The sequence below is a fragment of the Heyndrickxia sp. FSL K6-6286 genome (assembly GCF_038630395.1).
GTDB lineage: Bacteria > Bacillota > Bacilli > Bacillales > Bacillaceae_C > Heyndrickxia > Heyndrickxia oleronia.
Genome location: NZ_CP152029.1, coordinates 4,002,640 through 4,016,454 on the forward strand (window position 1 = coordinate 4,002,640; position 13,815 = coordinate 4,016,454).

General features: G+C 46.7%; 22 protein-coding genes. All 22 read right to left on the reverse strand.

Annotated elements, in window-relative coordinates:
- Window positions 1-12: 12 nt before the first annotated feature.
- Entirely contained in the window at window positions 13-744 is a 732-nt protein-coding gene (locus MHI39_RS20095; RefSeq protein ID WP_342540040.1) for an N-acetylmuramoyl-L-alanine amidase, read from the reverse strand.
- Window positions 741-980 carry a BhlA/UviB family holin-like peptide gene (locus MHI39_RS20100; protein WP_180213915.1) on the reverse strand — a complete coding sequence of 80 codons (240 nt, stop codon included), beginning with the start codon at window positions 978-980 and terminating at the stop codon, window positions 741-743. The genes MHI39_RS20095 and MHI39_RS20100 overlap by 4 nt, the downstream gene beginning before the upstream one ends.
- 14 nt (window positions 981-994) lie before the next feature.
- Complete coding sequence (locus tag MHI39_RS20105) at window positions 995-1,153, reverse strand: hypothetical protein (protein ID WP_342540041.1); 159 nt, start codon at window positions 1,151-1,153, stop codon at window positions 995-997.
- Window positions 1,146-1,298 carry a hypothetical protein gene (locus MHI39_RS20110; protein ID WP_342540042.1) on the reverse strand — a complete coding sequence of 51 codons (153 nt, stop codon included), beginning with the start codon at window positions 1,296-1,298 and terminating at the stop codon, window positions 1,146-1,148. Before MHI39_RS20110 ends, MHI39_RS20105 begins: the two co-directional genes overlap by 8 nt.
- Entirely contained in the window at window positions 1,298-1,471 is a 174-nt protein-coding gene (locus MHI39_RS20115; RefSeq protein WP_342540043.1) for a hypothetical protein, read from the reverse strand. The genes MHI39_RS20110 and MHI39_RS20115 overlap by 1 nt, the downstream gene beginning before the upstream one ends.
- Window positions 1,471-3,063, reverse strand: a complete 1,593-nt coding sequence (locus MHI39_RS20120) for a hypothetical protein (protein ID WP_342540044.1) — start codon at window positions 3,061-3,063, stop codon at window positions 1,471-1,473. Before MHI39_RS20120 ends, MHI39_RS20115 begins: the two co-directional genes overlap by 1 nt.
- A complete protein-coding gene (locus tag MHI39_RS20125; RefSeq protein WP_342540045.1) occupies window positions 3,063-3,629 on the reverse strand; it encodes a hypothetical protein in 567 nt (188 codons plus the stop codon). Before MHI39_RS20125 ends, MHI39_RS20120 begins: the two co-directional genes overlap by 1 nt.
- Before the next feature lie 2 nt (window positions 3,630-3,631).
- Window positions 3,632-3,925 carry a hypothetical protein gene (locus MHI39_RS20130; RefSeq protein ID WP_342540046.1) on the reverse strand — a complete coding sequence of 98 codons (294 nt, stop codon included), beginning with the start codon at window positions 3,923-3,925 and terminating at the stop codon, window positions 3,632-3,634.
- On the reverse strand, window positions 3,922-4,578 hold the full coding sequence (locus MHI39_RS20135) for a putative phage tail protein (RefSeq protein WP_342540047.1): 657 nt from the start codon (window positions 4,576-4,578) through the stop codon (window positions 3,922-3,924). Before MHI39_RS20135 ends, MHI39_RS20130 begins: the two co-directional genes overlap by 4 nt.
- Complete coding sequence (locus tag MHI39_RS20140; RefSeq protein ID WP_342540048.1) at window positions 4,575-5,621, reverse strand: baseplate J/gp47 family protein; 1,047 nt, start codon at window positions 5,619-5,621, stop codon at window positions 4,575-4,577. Before MHI39_RS20140 ends, MHI39_RS20135 begins: the two co-directional genes overlap by 4 nt.
- Window positions 5,621-6,046 (reverse strand): DUF2634 domain-containing protein, encoded by a 426-nt coding sequence (locus tag MHI39_RS20145; protein ID WP_216383906.1) that lies wholly within the window; start codon window positions 6,044-6,046, stop codon window positions 5,621-5,623. Before MHI39_RS20145 ends, MHI39_RS20140 begins: the two co-directional genes overlap by 1 nt.
- Complete coding sequence (locus MHI39_RS20150) at window positions 6,046-6,456, reverse strand: DUF2577 family protein (protein WP_342540049.1); 411 nt, start codon at window positions 6,454-6,456, stop codon at window positions 6,046-6,048. The genes MHI39_RS20145 and MHI39_RS20150 overlap by 1 nt, the downstream gene beginning before the upstream one ends.
- Entirely contained in the window at window positions 6,453-7,496 is a 1,044-nt protein-coding gene (locus MHI39_RS20155; protein WP_342540050.1) for a hypothetical protein, read from the reverse strand. The genes MHI39_RS20150 and MHI39_RS20155 overlap by 4 nt, the downstream gene beginning before the upstream one ends.
- Window positions 7,493-8,146, reverse strand: a complete 654-nt coding sequence (locus MHI39_RS20160) for a LysM peptidoglycan-binding domain-containing protein (RefSeq protein ID WP_342540051.1) — start codon at window positions 8,144-8,146, stop codon at window positions 7,493-7,495. The genes MHI39_RS20155 and MHI39_RS20160 overlap by 4 nt, the downstream gene beginning before the upstream one ends.
- Window positions 8,146-10,068, reverse strand: coding sequence for a phage tail tape measure protein (locus tag MHI39_RS20165; RefSeq protein WP_342540052.1), 1,923 nt, complete (start codon window positions 10,066-10,068; stop codon window positions 8,146-8,148). The genes MHI39_RS20160 and MHI39_RS20165 overlap by 1 nt, the downstream gene beginning before the upstream one ends.
- A gap of 174 nt (window positions 10,069-10,242) precedes the next feature.
- Window positions 10,243-10,608, reverse strand: a complete 366-nt coding sequence (locus MHI39_RS20170) for a hypothetical protein (RefSeq protein WP_180213892.1) — start codon at window positions 10,606-10,608, stop codon at window positions 10,243-10,245.
- 59 nt (window positions 10,609-10,667) lie between these two features.
- Window positions 10,668-11,054 (reverse strand): phage tail tube protein, encoded by a 387-nt coding sequence (locus MHI39_RS20175; RefSeq protein ID WP_342540053.1) that lies wholly within the window; start codon window positions 11,052-11,054, stop codon window positions 10,668-10,670.
- A 68-nt stretch (window positions 11,055-11,122) separates the two neighbouring features.
- Window positions 11,123-12,187, reverse strand: coding sequence for a phage tail sheath subtilisin-like domain-containing protein (locus tag MHI39_RS20180; RefSeq protein ID WP_180213894.1), 1,065 nt, complete (start codon window positions 12,185-12,187; stop codon window positions 11,123-11,125).
- Window positions 12,188-12,193: 6 nt separating this feature from the next.
- Entirely contained in the window at window positions 12,194-12,685 is a 492-nt protein-coding gene (locus tag MHI39_RS20185; protein ID WP_180213895.1) for a hypothetical protein, read from the reverse strand.
- Window position 12,686: 1 nt separating this feature from the next.
- Complete coding sequence (locus MHI39_RS20190; protein WP_180213896.1) at window positions 12,687-13,106, reverse strand: hypothetical protein; 420 nt, start codon at window positions 13,104-13,106, stop codon at window positions 12,687-12,689.
- A complete protein-coding gene (locus MHI39_RS20195) occupies window positions 13,106-13,420 on the reverse strand; it encodes a hypothetical protein (protein WP_180213897.1) in 315 nt (104 codons plus the stop codon). Before MHI39_RS20195 ends, MHI39_RS20190 begins: the two co-directional genes overlap by 1 nt.
- Complete coding sequence (locus tag MHI39_RS20200) at window positions 13,420-13,800, reverse strand: hypothetical protein (protein WP_259544473.1); 381 nt, start codon at window positions 13,798-13,800, stop codon at window positions 13,420-13,422. Before MHI39_RS20200 ends, MHI39_RS20195 begins: the two co-directional genes overlap by 1 nt.
- Window positions 13,801-13,815 lie beyond the last annotated feature (15 nt).

Here is a 13,815-nt window from a genome sequence, read left to right on the forward strand (position 1 = left end):
GATCACCCTCCGTTATTTTAATAGTCCTAAACGATCAAGTATTACCGTAAATTCTTCGCGTGTTAAGCCGTCTTGTGGACGCGCGCCGTCTACTACGCCAGCTTTCGTTGCTTTCGTCCACGACTCTTTCGCCCATGCGCTCGGCTTGCTATCGTTTGTGTTCGCCACTTCCGTCGCCCCTTTCGTTAGCCCGTAAGTCTTCGCCAATCCGTCGACGATTGCTTGCGCGACCTTCTTCCGGTAGTCCGCCGACTTTAACAATGCCGCTTCCGTTTTGTTCGACATGAAGCCGCACTCGACGAGAATTGCCGGCATGTGAGTTTCGCGGACCATGTGCAAGTCGCCTTGTTTGACGCCGCGATTCGCAAGTCCTGTCGTCTTAACAATCGCTGTGTTTACGTTTTCGGCAAGCTTATACGTTGCAGTGCCGGCTTTGATTGACGTATAAACGAAAGTCTCTATTCCGTGTGCGGTCGACCAACCGTTGCCAGCTGCGTTGGCATGAATCGAAACCAGTACGTCGGCGCCCCAAGCGTTCGCCGTGTCGGTGCGTGTCTTTAGTGGAACATCGGTTTTGCCGGTCGTGTCGTGCGTCAGTTTAACCGTGACGCCTTTGTACGCTTCAAGCAAAGGCTTAACGAGTAGTGCCACCGCGTTATTGAACTCCCATTCGCGCATTGAGCCGTCGGGCGTGCGTTTGCCTGGCGTATTATAGCCGTGCCCCGCGTCGATTGCTATTTTCATTCCTTACCGCCTCCGCCAATTTTATTTTTAATGTCGCGCAATTCCTCGATAACTACGTCGTATTTGTCACTGAATTTATCGAGCAATTCGTGCAACCGACCTTCGCGTTCTTTGTTCGTTTCCTCTTGCCGTGCTTCGCGCTCCTTATTCGTCCGCATTACGAAAATAAGTAGCCCGACGAACAATACCGCGAAAGGTCCGTTCGCTATGAAATACTCTACGAATTTATCCTCCATTGACCTTCCGCCTCCTACGCTGCGGACGACGAAATGTCGTAGCCCATTTGCGTCAATTTCTTTCCGACCTCATCGCGCAGGTTCGATAAGTCCGGCACTTGATCGTAAGTGTAAGCACCGCCTAATACTGCCGTAAACCATACTTTTACTAATACGCTATTTTCGTTAAACATTCTCCGCATCCCCTTTCGAATTATCCAATAGACTAATAACAACGTCGCGCAAATTAAAAAGAGCCGGAACGTCATCGACTGACACCGCCCCTTCGTTAATCTTGCGTACCCACGCTTTCACTACGACTGAACTTTCCGTAAACATTACGCGCCGCCCTCCTTCTGTTGCATCGCAATTACCAACGACAATTCGATAATGGCGTCGTCTAAATCGCGCTTAAGCTGCTCGACCTTTTCGGCGTCGGTTTCCCCTTCGAATACTTTTTCGAGCTCACCGAACGAACCGTCCGGCAAGCGTTTTCTGCGTAATAGCGTCATTAACTAAGCACCCCCGATATTAGCGTAATAGCATCGTTGACGTCCGCTGATTCGCGACTAAGCGTAAGTTTCAGCATGATGTTGTCCTTTTCGGCGCTCGCTTCGAATACAAATTCGTCCTCAACTACGCCCGACGATACTGGCGCCGTGTTAGTTAGCGTCATCGCTTCGTACGTTTCCTGCTCGTTCTTTAAGCCCATGCTAATGTCCGCCGTTACCGTCAAACCGACGTCACGTTGTACCCATAATAAAACGCCTTTTGCAGTTCCGCTCGGAGGGTCGATTTTGTACCGTACCTCGGACGTAAGCAAAGGCGTTGCGACGCGATTTTTATTCAGTTTCAGCGTTTTCGACGTTTTCGAATTGTACGAGTCGACGACTTCGATTGCGACGGTGTTTTCGCCAGCTATGAGGTCTTTCAGCGATAAGTCGAATGTCCAAGCGCCGTCCTTGCCGCGATAAACTTCCGTCGACATGCCTTTGTTCAACTTATACGAAACGACTACGGTATTGCCGTCGGGATCGCTTGCCGTTCCGCTAATCGTAACCTTGTCGGCGTTGATTAAATCGGACTTAGTTGCGAATGGGTCAATTGTTAGCGCTGGCGGTCGGTTTGGCACGACGTAAAAGTTGCGCAATTGTTCCGGCGACTTTCCGCCTTGGTCATCTTCCGACCATACTTTAAGTTGGTGCGCGACGCCTTCCGCTAGTTCGTCGGTTACTGCCGTGTCGCCATCGTATAGCTTTCCGCCTCTGAACGTAAGTTGCTTATTGAACGGAATGGTATTCGAACCTGTCGAGATACCCGTCGCAAGCGCGCGAATTGTGCCGCCGTTTAATTGATAACGGGCGTTTACGATGTTACCGTTGTCGGCGTCTGCCGCGTAGCCTTCGATGTTTAACGTGTTAGTTTCGTATAGCGTTACGTTGTCGGTCGGCGAGTTTAGCGTTAATGTAGGAATAAAATTATAAGTCACAGCACCGTTTAAAATTGTTACATTTGGGTCTAAAGTGAGAGTCGGAGTAACCCTTGCAGTTTGGGTAGCACTAAAGTATGCCCTAGCTTTCTCTCCCGAAGAATAAAACCCTATCGCCCAGTAATAACCTGATAGTCCAGTGTCTACGGAGTACGGGGTTATTAACCACATGAAACTGTTGTCCTTAAAATTCATTCCGCCACTTCTTAGGTATAAGTCGGAGTATTTCCACCACTCCGAAATAGAAAGTATTCCAATTGGAGCTGAAACGGTTTTTTCCAGCTCTTTTGATCTCATTTGAGAGTTATTTAGTGTAGGTGTGTTTTGACCGTACCCTCCTTCAGCGCTAGATATTAAACTAATTCCCCAAGTTCTTGACTTAATTACAGATCTTTCTTGCGAATTTAGCGAATTATAGTAATCATTATTTAGGTAATAAGCCAAACTGCCCGGTCTTTGTGGTGCGAAATAAATTTCATCGTTATTTGAATACACGTTTCTCGTAATTAAAGATGTTTTCGCCATCAGATAGCCTTCACTGGGATTTAATAGAACCCAATCTCTGCCTGCAAATTTTATTATAGCACCGGCAGCTACTTCATTTAATTTAACCATCATCTCACCTCACTAGCTGAAACGGTAAATGTTCCCCACGAACCGTTCAGCATTAGTTTATATGTCGTATCTACCACTACGTTTGCCCTCGTAATTACTGCGCCGCGTTTATACGAATTAGTCAACGCTTGCACCTCGATTGAGTCCGCATTGACCGCCGTTATTAGCACGTCCTCATGCGAAACATCGTCGTAAATAGTCACTTGTGTTAACGCGACGAATCCGTCGACATTATCGACTTTTAACGTCGTTGCCCCCGCCGTTACCGCTTCGGTTACATCAGCTACCGCAGTTTGATACGTCATCTTATTCGTATAACCGTCCAACGTATCGACGAATGCTCCGCTATTACCCGGCGCACGACCAATTAAGTCCAATTGAACTTGTAGCCGTTTGATTTCGCGTTCTTGAATTAAATCGCGCTCGTAGAGGTCGTAAACGCCGTCCTCGATATTGTTCGCACGTTCGGCGTTAAACCGCGTGCCCTCCTGAATCACTTGACCGTTAGTAGGGTCGACGATGTGGTCGAACCAAACGGTTTTCTTATACGGATTGATTATCGCCATCCTTACGCCTCCTCGATTTTTAATTCGGTCACAAATACGATCGTAAAGCCGTCCGGCCCCTTTGTTACGTTATACGTTTTCGTCTGCAAGTCGCGTTGTTGTGCGTCGATTAGCTTGGCGCTTGAAATGACGCCAGTTTCATTCGACAAGTACACGAAATGCTTTATCGTTTGTCCTTCGACTAATGTTCGGAATATGTCGTGCTCGGTTTCCGTGCCGTTAATCGTCACTTTCGCTGACTTCGGCAAGTCGCGCAGAAAGTCGAGCGTTTGGTCGAGGTATAAATCGGTTATCATGAAATCGCCTCCCCTGCGTAAAATTCGCCGCATATCGGATAGTTCACGACGAATCCGTATTCTTGAACGCCAAGTGTTGCCGTTGCTCGTGCCGCCACGCCCGGCGCGTCATCCGTGCGGAACATATTGCAGATTCGATACGGCACTTCGAAGGTGTAGTCCGCTTCGACAATCGTAATGACGTCGCGAATCTCGCCGACTAAATCGAACGCCAAGTGTGCCGGCTTGACTTCGTTTACCGCGTCGTATATTTCCTTCGTATCTATCGGACTGTCTTCGCCGAGTGGTACGGTCGCTTCGAATCGATACTCGCTGTTATATTCGATGATTCGCGCCGATTTGTCGACGAGACATGCGTTTACAACGTCCGTCAGATATGCGACTGTAGCCGGCGCCGTGCCGTTTAATCGTGCGAGGATGCGATTACGTCGGAACTCAAGCGAGCTGTTTGGCATTGGCGCTAGACCGAGTACGCGCTCCCAGTCGGCGAGTCCTTTCGTTGCTGTGTGTACGTAAAATTGATCGGTAGTTGCTCGCGCCTTCGTACGAGTTTTATCGATTTCCTCCGCATTTGCCGACATAATCGCATCAACTTCGGGACTGTCGTCGTAGTATCGCGGTAATGCGTCCATTAAGTCGCGTTTTACAGTCATGTCAATACCACCTCGCCGACTACCGCTACTGCGTCCTCTGCGATTTGTACGTTTGCTGTCGCGTCATTTACTTTTAGTGACTCGTAATCTAGTACGCCATCTACTTCGAGCAACGCTTCGCCAACTCGCGAATAACGCACAATGCCCGAATGTGCCGCCGTAAGTAGATACGCACTGATGGACGCTTTAACTGCGTCTAGTATGTCCGCTGGCACTAAGTCGCCATCTAGCGTTAGTTTCGCGCTAATATTTACGGCTACTTCAGTAACTGGAACAACCGTTACTGTTGCGCCAATCGGACGCTCAACTGCGATATGTTCCGCTACATTTTCGATAACGTCCGGTGATGGAGCGCGACCATCTGCCGCTATTACAACGACTTTGACCGTGCCAGGTCCATCGAATAGTGGGAATACTTTCGCGGTAGCTACGCCGTCGACGTCCGTCGCCCACTTTTCGTAGTGATAAATGTTGCCCGACGTAATCGGCTTGCGGACTTTAAGCAGGTATCGCGCGAGTAACGATTCCCTTGTTTCCGCGTCAATACCACCTGTGAATACGTCGTTGTTAGTAACGCTAGCGACGCCCGCTACCGTGTTTACAAATTGCGTTATCTCTCCGATTCCTATATTGCCGGCTATACCACCGACGACCGCCTCGGCTTCGACCGTTGCTGTGTCGTTAGTTATCGTTACGTCTGCGACAGTTTGAAAGTAAATGCCCGAATCCGTATACACGCGAAAGCCAGCCGGAACTACTACGTCGTTTGTGCCGGTAATTGTAACTTGCCCGCGCGCCTTAACCGCGTCTTTCCAGTCGACGCCCCATTCGGCAGCCCTTCGAATTAAATAAGGTAAGTCCGCCGTATCTGCGAATCCGTTAAGATAAATCGCCTCCAACTCGTAATCTAGCAATTCGATTTGTTCCGCTGGCGGCGCAAGCATGTCGTGTACGACCGAGCCTTCTCGTTTGTCAACATCGTCACGTACCGACGACTTCATTTCGTCCAATATTTCGGACGCTGTTCGAGTTTCATACGCCATTAAATCGACACCTCCTGCGTGACTTCTCCGTAGATTGACTCAACGGTAGCCACAATAAAAACGGCGTCGCCTCTGCGTTCCGCCGTTACGTTCGTTACATCAACTATTCGATCATCGTAAATGATTGCCTCGCGTACCATACGTGGTAATTCCGATTGGATAAACGACTCGGTTACGTCGCTACCGAGTAACGATTCGAGTTCGCATCCATAGTCGTCCGAGTAAATATGAAAATATGCGCGATGTGTGAGCAACGCCTTGACAACGTATTGTTTAATCGCGTCAATTTCGTCAATCATTCCGCCGAGCCTGCTTTGGTCGAAGTTAATCCGATAAGTCAACGATGGCTCCGGCTGCGCATTTGCTTCCGCGTCTAAGTATGCGTCAAGTAATTCCGGTTGATTATTCGGCATTAAGTCAGCCATTAGTACCACACCGCCCTATCTAGTACGACATAAATCATGTCTTCGTCTAAGCACACGACGATAACGCGGTCGCCAACCGCTAGTTCGTCCTCAAACGTCAATATACCTTCTTGAATATCGATAGATTCGTAGCCGTGCGTATGCGGACCTTCGCCAGCAGGCGTTGTGGCACCGCCGATGCTCGAACTTTTAAGCGATACTTTTCTCTCATGCTTCGTTAAAGATTGCGCAACTATTAAATCTTCCTTCTCTAGCACCAAACCGTCCGCGTCGAGTTTTAGACGTAGATTAGGAGGCGCTTCGACAACCGTTGCGAGTTCGATGTTTACCGGCTTTGAATAGCCTGTTTCGCGAATCATCTGACCAATCTTCGCGTATACGTTACCTTCGCGATTAATCCATTTCGTCATTTCTTATTCGCCTCCTTCTTCTTTTTCGGTTTTGGTTCTTCCGGTGGATCGTATTCAATCTGCGGTAATTCTAGTTCGCGCGATAGTGATAACGACATAGTGTGCGTCCCGTCAGCCGAAAACGTGTGCGAGTCTGACGCAACATAAAAAGCGCCCTTGATGCCCGTCATAGATTCGTCGACTACAACGGTTGTGGCGCTTACTACTTCTATATCTCCGATTGCTGTTACGCTAAATTCTTGCGATGGCTTTGACATTTCGGCAAGTAAAGCATCGGCTAACGGTTTTAACTCCTTCGCAGACTTGACGTCGCTCTTATGCTCGTAGTGTTGCATGACGCCATACTGCGAAGCACTTGGCGAACTTACTTCGAATGTGACCGGCTTTTCTTCGTCTCCGCCCGTTAGTTTGACGCGTGTTTTCACGTCCTCGATAGACTCCGAAAAGGATGCGTCAATGATGTTTCGCTTATTTTCGAGAACTAACCGTTTAACCTGGGTGGTAACTTCGACAAGTTCAAGCTTTCCCGCTACGTTGCGAAAACGATACCGCTTGCCCGTTGCTTTTTGCGTTTCAGTCAACGCCGTAACAACGATGTCGTATAGCGTTTTACCGCGCACAATAAAACGAGGAATGACATGGCGTGTGTTCGCTAGATTGCCGACAGCAATGCCGTATTTACCGCAAAGCGTCGAAAGTATTTGCGTGGCTGTTTTACCGACAAATCGTACAGTGTCGCTATTCTTCGTTAAGTAAACATTCGGATCGTGAGCCGTCAGGGATTGCGCGCCAGTCGAGTCGATTGAAGTAGCGAATAAGATGCCGCGAAATATTTCAGTATTTCCATAATGAACGCGAACCTCGCCGCCGTTCTTAAACGGAATCGCATACTTGCGCCCATCCGACGTGTTGTTCAGCGAAATTGAGCAACTACGAAATGCTTGAGCCGTATCGCCGCTGATTTCAACGTCCTTTACCCTTCCGGCAAGGTCCCGAACCATTCCGTTGTGATAGTAAATAACTCGTAACTTTTGCGTCATGACGGCAACACCAACTTTTGACCGGGTTTAATTATGTTCGGATTATTGCCGATGACCTTCCGATTTGCTTCGTAAACTTTTCGCCAATCCTTTCCGAATACTTTCGAAAGTGTATCGCCGTATTTAATGGTGTACGTTTTCTCCTGCTTCGTCGTGCCTTTGTTTACGACGGGTGGACGTTGCTTATTCGCAGGTTTCGGCTTTTCCGTTACGTTTTTCGCAGTTGCGCTCGTATCTAAAAAGCGATACTCTTTTAGCGATAGCGAATAAAAAACATCGCCCGGATTGCCCGCCCGCTGAACCTCATAGCTGAATTCTCGTATAGTAACCGCATAGTTTACGTTCGAACCTGTTACAATGAAACGCAACGGCTTGCGCTCGTCACGCCAACGCTCAATCGTACTGATACATTCGGAGGGTGTTGGGAAGTCGGAGTATTCGCAGTAAACTGGGTTGTAATAACTCGGAAAGAATGATTCGAACGAAAACTCTGCGGAGCCACGCTCGCCAATTACCGTAAACTCGCCGAAATGCATAACGTTAACGTCCGTGTTACCAAACGGTGAATTTACAGTTAACGTCGCTGGGTTGACGGGAAACCGTAACTTTTCTGCGCCATTGTTGTACGACAACCAAAACTCGACAGCCATTACGCACCCGCCTCCAATGCTCCGTTTATTTTCATGTAAAGTGCTTCCGCGATTTTGTCGATGTCGGCATCCTCGCGAACTGTAAGACTAGCGATTTGAACGTTGACGCCTCCGCCCGAACTTGAATTATACGCTTTTGCTTCTTCGGGATTTAATATACGTTCTCCCTTATGCACATACACTGGACCATCATTCGGAACAACTGAAAGACCCGCAGCGTATGCTTTAGCTTGTACTCCATTTGTACCGACTTTAATGTTCGACTGCGTTGCCTTACTTACCGCGTCATTAGCTGCGCCCCAATCGACCTTCGGTACGATAGGAATATTTACGCCTGGTATCTTGTTGATTAAGTTAATTAATTCATTAATACCGTCGATAAGGAAGTTGATTGCCGAGGCAGCACCACGTTTAATCATGTTCCAAGCATTGTCCATCTTTTCGCTAACAGTGTCCCAGTTTTTCCATAAAAGTACGCCCGCCGCGATTAAAGCCGCGATTCCAGCAACTACCCAAGTCATTGGATTAGCCAACATTGCCGCGTTTAGTCCTAGTTGAGCCGCAGTAGCCGCAAGTGTTCCTGTGCGGAACCCTACCATTAGAGCATTAATAGTTCCGATTATCGATAACGCAGCCATCCCCGCTTTGAATGCGATGATCGCAGTAGTCAATCCTACAACTACATTTGTGATAGTTCCCCAATTCGAGCTAATGAAGGTGTAAATATTAGTTGCCATCGTAATAGCCGTTTGAAATGCTGACTTAATATTGTTGCCCCACGCTGTTATTTGCTCCGGCTTGAGGTTTTCAATAAAATTAGCAACGTTGTTAGCTGCCTCTTTAATTACTGGTAGCATCGGAGTGAGTGCCGCTATTTGCAACGTTTCGATTGCACCTTGGAATTGTTCTATTGCGCCCGCAGCGTTATTCATTTTCTCCTTAGCGACGTCTAATGCTGTAACTTTGGACATTTCCGCATTAAAATTCTTAACACCGTCAGCACCTTCTTTATAGAGAATATTTGCGGCTCTTATTGCATCTGAACCGAAGATAGTCTCCATCCGTGCCATACGTTGTTGTGCGGTCAAGCCTTTCATCGAGTTTTGAAGGATGCCTGCAATATCCCCTAGACTCTTTAGATTTCCCTGCGCGTCGTAAAAGGCGACCGATCCGTCTCTCGCCATTAACCCTAAGTCCATAAACGCCTCGACTTGCGCTTTTGTCTGCGGTTGTAAATTCGATAGCATAGTCTTTAATGAAGTACCCGCGTCCGAACCTTTAAGTCCGTTGTTTGCGAATAAACCAAGCGCGATATTTGTGTCTTTGAATGACATTCCTATGCCCGACGCAACCGCCGAAACTTGAGCCAAAGAGTAACGCAATTCCTCAACCGAAGTGGCTGACGCGTTAGCTGTACCGGCAAGAATGTCCGACACTTGCGAAGCCTTTAGAGCGTCCGCCTTGTAAGCATTCAAAGCCGTCGACATAATTTCCGCTGCGTCTGCAAGTCCTAAACCTCCGGCTGTTGCAAGGTTTAACGCTGCTTCAAGACCGCCAGCTTGAACGGTTGCCGGAGTTAAACCCGCCTTTAGTAATTCTTCGATACCTTGCGCCGCCTCAAGCGCATTATATTTAGTTGCTGCGCCCATTTCTAGCGCTAATTGCGACATTTGCGCCATTTCCTTACTTGTAGCACCCGTTAATGCTTTAATTGACGATAATTGAGCCTCAAAATCTATCGCTTTATTGACAGATGAAAATGCCGTCACCACACCTGCTGCCGCACCCGTAACTAACCCTAGTTGCTTAATGACTTCACCCGCTCCGGATTTAAGCCCTTGCATAGAACGACTAGCCCTACGCATTCCGCTTGTAAAGTTAAGGTCGTTTAAACGCAACCTGGCGACTAAATCATAAGCCATACGCTACCTCCTTCCGTCATTTATTTCGTTGCTTTTCTATTGCCTCTTGCTCCAAAAGCTCCGAAGCATACATTAGAGCACGAAATCTTCGAGGCTTTTGGTAAACTTCATCCGGTGGAATATGATGCCTTTGGAAAATAACGTGTAATATCCACGCCTCTCCTCCGGCTTTTATTAGTTTTTTGCTTCTTCAACCTGTTTGTCGAAATCAGCAAATCCGCTTAGGTCCATGATTTCTTTTACTAATTTCGCAATTTCTCCGGCATATAAAGCCTTCTGAACGCAATCGCCTGCGTCGGAAGCGCTGTACTTTGCTTTTAAAGCCTCATTGTTAAAGTCCACATTTTTAACCGCAGTAGCAATAAGATTCCCACCGAAAACTTGCTCATCTAGCGTACCGCCGTGTGTAGCTTGTTGATTAAGACGTCCTATTGTTTTTCCGTCAACAGGTTTAATGATAAAATCACCAAACCTTGCGATTGTTACCTTTTTTTCTTCGTTCATTTCCGCATCAAGTAATGCTTGTAATAAATCCGCCATATATAAAAACCTCCCAGGTTAATTTTTCGAAAATAAAAAGACGGGTCCAAGACCCGCCATTAAACACCTACTATTTTGTCTAACCATTCCATACCGCTAAAAGTAAACGGGAGTTCTTGTTCGACAACGCTCCCCGCTTCAAATCTTATTAAATCAATTCTATCGAACTGTACACCTTTGAGACGGACTCGTTCGAATCCATATGCTTCGGGGTCAGCTAATTTTAGTATCAATTCAGTTACAAAAGGAGCTTTAGTATCATCCGCAACTTGACTAATTAATTCTGTCAGTTCCGAAGTAACCTTTAGACCTTTTAAAGTGCCACTCCATGTTATACCAACTACTTTGTGTCCAACTATTCGTGTTCCAGCGCGTTTAATTTCCTCTTTATCAAGTTCGCCCATCGCTTCGGCAGAGTTAAAATTTGTAAGCCATCTACCGTCCATCCAGACTGTTCCGTAACTTCCGCTAATAGTCCTTGTGGCATCTAATACCATTATTCATTCACCGTCCCTTAAATGTTGATTGTTAAGAAGATGCGTTCCATTGAGTCGATTTCCGTATAACTGACTTCTAGGAAAACCGAATCTCCAACTGATGGTCGTTGTTTATCTAAGCCGACGTACAAGTCTGTTAAGACGTTATTAGTTTCGAGTGTTTCAAGATAAGCCTTGATCGCGCTAATTAACGCCGCCTGTCCGTCATCGTTGTTGTCAATTTTTCCGATATAGTTATCGCAAGCTGTCGCTGGTATGTCAGTAGCAACCGCTTGTCTAGCACGGATGTTACGTATCTTTTTCCGTTTACTTTCGTTAGAGTTCGTCACAATTCCCTGCTCGACCTTAACCTTGCGTCCATCATTTACGAGTACAAGTGATCCGCTAATTAGCGCAGCGTTAATTTCGCTATTACGTAATCGTCTTGTTACGTCAACAACCGGTAAGACTTCGTAAGTAATCGACTTGTTAATCGGAGTACCCGCGATTAAACCCGCAATGTAGGAAGCGTATTGAGACGAATTAAGCTCACTACCATCCGATAGAACAACCCCGGTAATTAAGTTGACGGCATAATCGTCCATCAATCGAATTGATCGTGCGTTTCCGACTGTCGGGTCTTGATCGTCTGCCGTACTACCCCCGAAAATTACCATAAAGTGCTTTCCTTCTTCGCGGTTACGTTTGCACCAAGCTAGCGTGTTATCTTGTTCCGTTGCTGATACCTCATCGGCATATACGAATACGTTAAACTGACGAGCCTCAAAAGCGTCTCGCATATCGATGTATTGTTGTTCGGAATCTGCGTTAGTTGGAACTGTATACACTAAAACTTCTTTTGCTCCGCCTTGCAGCGCTCGAATAACAACGTCGTTGTATTGCGTTCCAAGCACGTCGGTAGCTTCCCTTTCATTTTCGAAAGTGTAGAACTTACCTGCTTCCGCAGTTCCGTATTCAAACAATGGTATACCTACAATTCCGCGTGCTCCTCCCGTTATTTGCGCGAGTGCTACTTCTACGAAATTGATATAAATCCCTGGACGAATAGGCAAAGAGGTCGGGTCCCATGATCCTGCAGCCATTCACAATCACTCCTTATGACAATTTGTTTTAACTGTGGTCGTCTCATCATCCGTTGTGATTTCGGTGACGATTTCGCCAATTTTGTCGTATTGGGGTTGCGTTCTTGGTTCGCGTATAGTAACGTCCAATACGCCGATACATGCGAACATTCCGCTGTCACTCTCGAAGGGTTGCGACAACGAAAAAGACCCGATACGCAAGTACCGAGTCTCGTTAGTTCCCTTTAAAGGGATAACTAAATCATCATTAAATTTTCTTTCTAAATGGTTCATTTTTGAAATACAACCTAATTCATTAACGTCGAAATAAACTATTTGAATCGAATGGTCTAGTCGGTAGTAGAATTGTGATTCGTTGACGGGGTCGCTGGAAAGAAAACGGATAGTTACTTCTTTAGGTTTGTAAGTTTTTGGAAGGTAATTTATTACTTTAACGTCAGTTAAAACTGTTTGGACATAATCCGATATGGATTCTAACTCATTTACTAAGTCCGCCAAATTACCACCCCTCCCTTTTCAAAGCCTCTGCTATTCCGTCCTCAAGCCATCGCTGCCATTCTTCAAGACGTTCGTCTGCTGACTCATCTAAGAATTTTTTTACTGTTCCAGGGTGCCTTAATTGTTTGCCTCCTGCGTCTTGTTCATGAATGTAGTAAGCATAATTAAAGTCGCCAGTGCCGCTTTTTGCTTTTGCATTAGCTGATATTACTACTTCGGACTTAAATCCGTTACCCTCCACTTTTCCGTCAATTTGGTCGTGAAGGTTACGGCTATCCAATGGCGCAATATCACGCGACTGCCTAACCCAATCGTCTTTAATATCGTCTAACGCTTGTTTACCTCCGGCCGCTGCGGCTAAAGGTGACTTTTTAATCAAGTTTTCTAACGGCTGTAAATCTAGCGTAAATTCTTTCGCCATTACACATACACCACCGTTAACTTTGGTTTTCCGCTAATCCAACGAATTACTTCGATTTTGATTGGCGCCTTTTTGATTGTCCGGTTTAGCTCGTCGGTATACTCTATCTCGTCCGTGTACCGGATATCCGCGAGTTTATCGAGGGTAATCTCCATCCCAGCTACAACTTCCTGCCCTAACGTATTGCGTACGAGTTTGCTCCCCTCATCAACACGACATTTTAAGACGAATGTTTCCTCGGTAGAATTACCCCAACGGTCGGGTTCGCCCTTTCTTATCACTGTGATAATCTGCTTTAACGGAATGATCGGCATTAGCGTACACTCCTTCCGATTCTTCGCTTCGTCAAGTTAACGCCATTTGCTTCGCCAATCAAATCGAGTACACTATTCGGAATGAGATCGAGTAAATCAGTTTTACCGGAGCCGAAGGTAAAAGAGATACTTTTGACGGAGAATTGTTTCACTCCGTATTGTTGTAGTTTGTTCGTATCGTTAAAGGCGGCAGCAAGCACCGGTACGAACTCGTAAACCGCATCATCGGGAATTACATATGGTTTGTACCGGTTAGTCAATGTACGTTCAGCCACGTTAAGTAACCGCTGCTTTCGCTCCATGTCCGAGTCTTGCCAATCCTCTATATCGATAACATTTGCGTAAATATAAGCGTCAGCCCCTGCGATAGTTACCGCCATAAGAACACCTCCGTT

Excerpts from the sequence above, each read along its gene's own strand:
- MHI39_RS20130 (WP_342540046.1), bottom strand. The coding sequence starts at position 3,925 with ATGATAACCGATTTATACCTCGACCAAACGCTCGACTTTCTGCGCGAC.
- MHI39_RS20145 (WP_216383906.1), bottom strand. The coding sequence starts at position 6,046 with ATGGCTGACTTAATGCCGAATAATCAACCGGAATTACTTGACGCATAC.
- MHI39_RS20180 (WP_180213894.1), bottom strand. The coding sequence starts at position 12,187 with ATGGCTGCAGGATCATGGGACCCGACCTCTTTGCCTATTCGTCCAGGG.
- MHI39_RS20120 (WP_342540044.1), bottom strand. The coding sequence starts at position 3,063 with ATGGTTAAATTAAATGAAGTAGCTGCCGGTGCTATAATAAAATTTGCA.
- MHI39_RS20165 (WP_342540052.1), bottom strand. The coding sequence starts at position 10,068 with ATGGCTTATGATTTAGTCGCCAGGTTGCGTTTAAACGACCTTAACTTT.
- MHI39_RS20135 (WP_342540047.1), bottom strand. The coding sequence starts at position 4,578 with ATGACTGTAAAACGCGACTTAATGGACGCATTACCGCGATACTACGAC.
- MHI39_RS20095 (WP_342540040.1), bottom strand. The coding sequence starts at position 744 with ATGAAAATAGCAATCGACGCGGGGCACGGCTATAATACGCCAGGCAAA.
- MHI39_RS20125 (WP_342540045.1), bottom strand. The coding sequence starts at position 3,629 with ATGGCGATAATCAATCCGTATAAGAAAACCGTTTGGTTCGACCACATC.
- MHI39_RS20155 (WP_342540050.1), bottom strand. The coding sequence starts at position 7,496 with ATGACGCAAAAGTTACGAGTTATTTACTATCACAACGGAATGGTTCGG.
- MHI39_RS20115 (WP_342540043.1), bottom strand. The coding sequence starts at position 1,471 with ATGACGCTATTACGCAGAAAACGCTTGCCGGACGGTTCGTTCGGTGAG.
- MHI39_RS20195 (WP_180213897.1), bottom strand. The coding sequence starts at position 13,420 with ATGCCGATCATTCCGTTAAAGCAGATTATCACAGTGATAAGAAAGGGC.
- MHI39_RS20110 (WP_342540042.1), bottom strand. The coding sequence starts at position 1,298 with ATGTTTACGGAAAGTTCAGTCGTAGTGAAAGCGTGGGTACGCAAGATT.
- MHI39_RS20190 (WP_180213896.1), bottom strand. The coding sequence starts at position 13,106 with ATGGCGAAAGAATTTACGCTAGATTTACAGCCGTTAGAAAACTTGATT.
- MHI39_RS20140 (WP_342540048.1), bottom strand. The coding sequence starts at position 5,621 with ATGGCGTATGAAACTCGAACAGCGTCCGAAATATTGGACGAAATGAAG.
- MHI39_RS20175 (WP_342540053.1), bottom strand. The coding sequence starts at position 11,054 with ATGGACGGTAGATGGCTTACAAATTTTAACTCTGCCGAAGCGATGGGC.
- MHI39_RS20100 (WP_180213915.1), bottom strand. The coding sequence starts at position 980 with ATGGAGGATAAATTCGTAGAGTATTTCATAGCGAACGGACCTTTCGCG.
- MHI39_RS20170 (WP_180213892.1), bottom strand. The coding sequence starts at position 10,608 with ATGGCGGATTTATTACAAGCATTACTTGATGCGGAAATGAACGAAGAA.
- MHI39_RS20150 (WP_342540049.1), bottom strand. The coding sequence starts at position 6,456 with ATGACGAAATGGATTAATCGCGAAGGTAACGTATACGCGAAGATTGGT.
- MHI39_RS20160 (WP_342540051.1), bottom strand. The coding sequence starts at position 8,146 with ATGGCTGTCGAGTTTTGGTTGTCGTACAACAATGGCGCAGAAAAGTTA.
- MHI39_RS20200 (WP_259544473.1), bottom strand. The coding sequence starts at position 13,800 with ATGGCGGTAACTATCGCAGGGGCTGACGCTTATATTTACGCAAATGTT.
- MHI39_RS20105 (WP_342540041.1), bottom strand. The coding sequence starts at position 1,153 with ATGTTTAACGAAAATAGCGTATTAGTAAAAGTATGGTTTACGGCAGTA.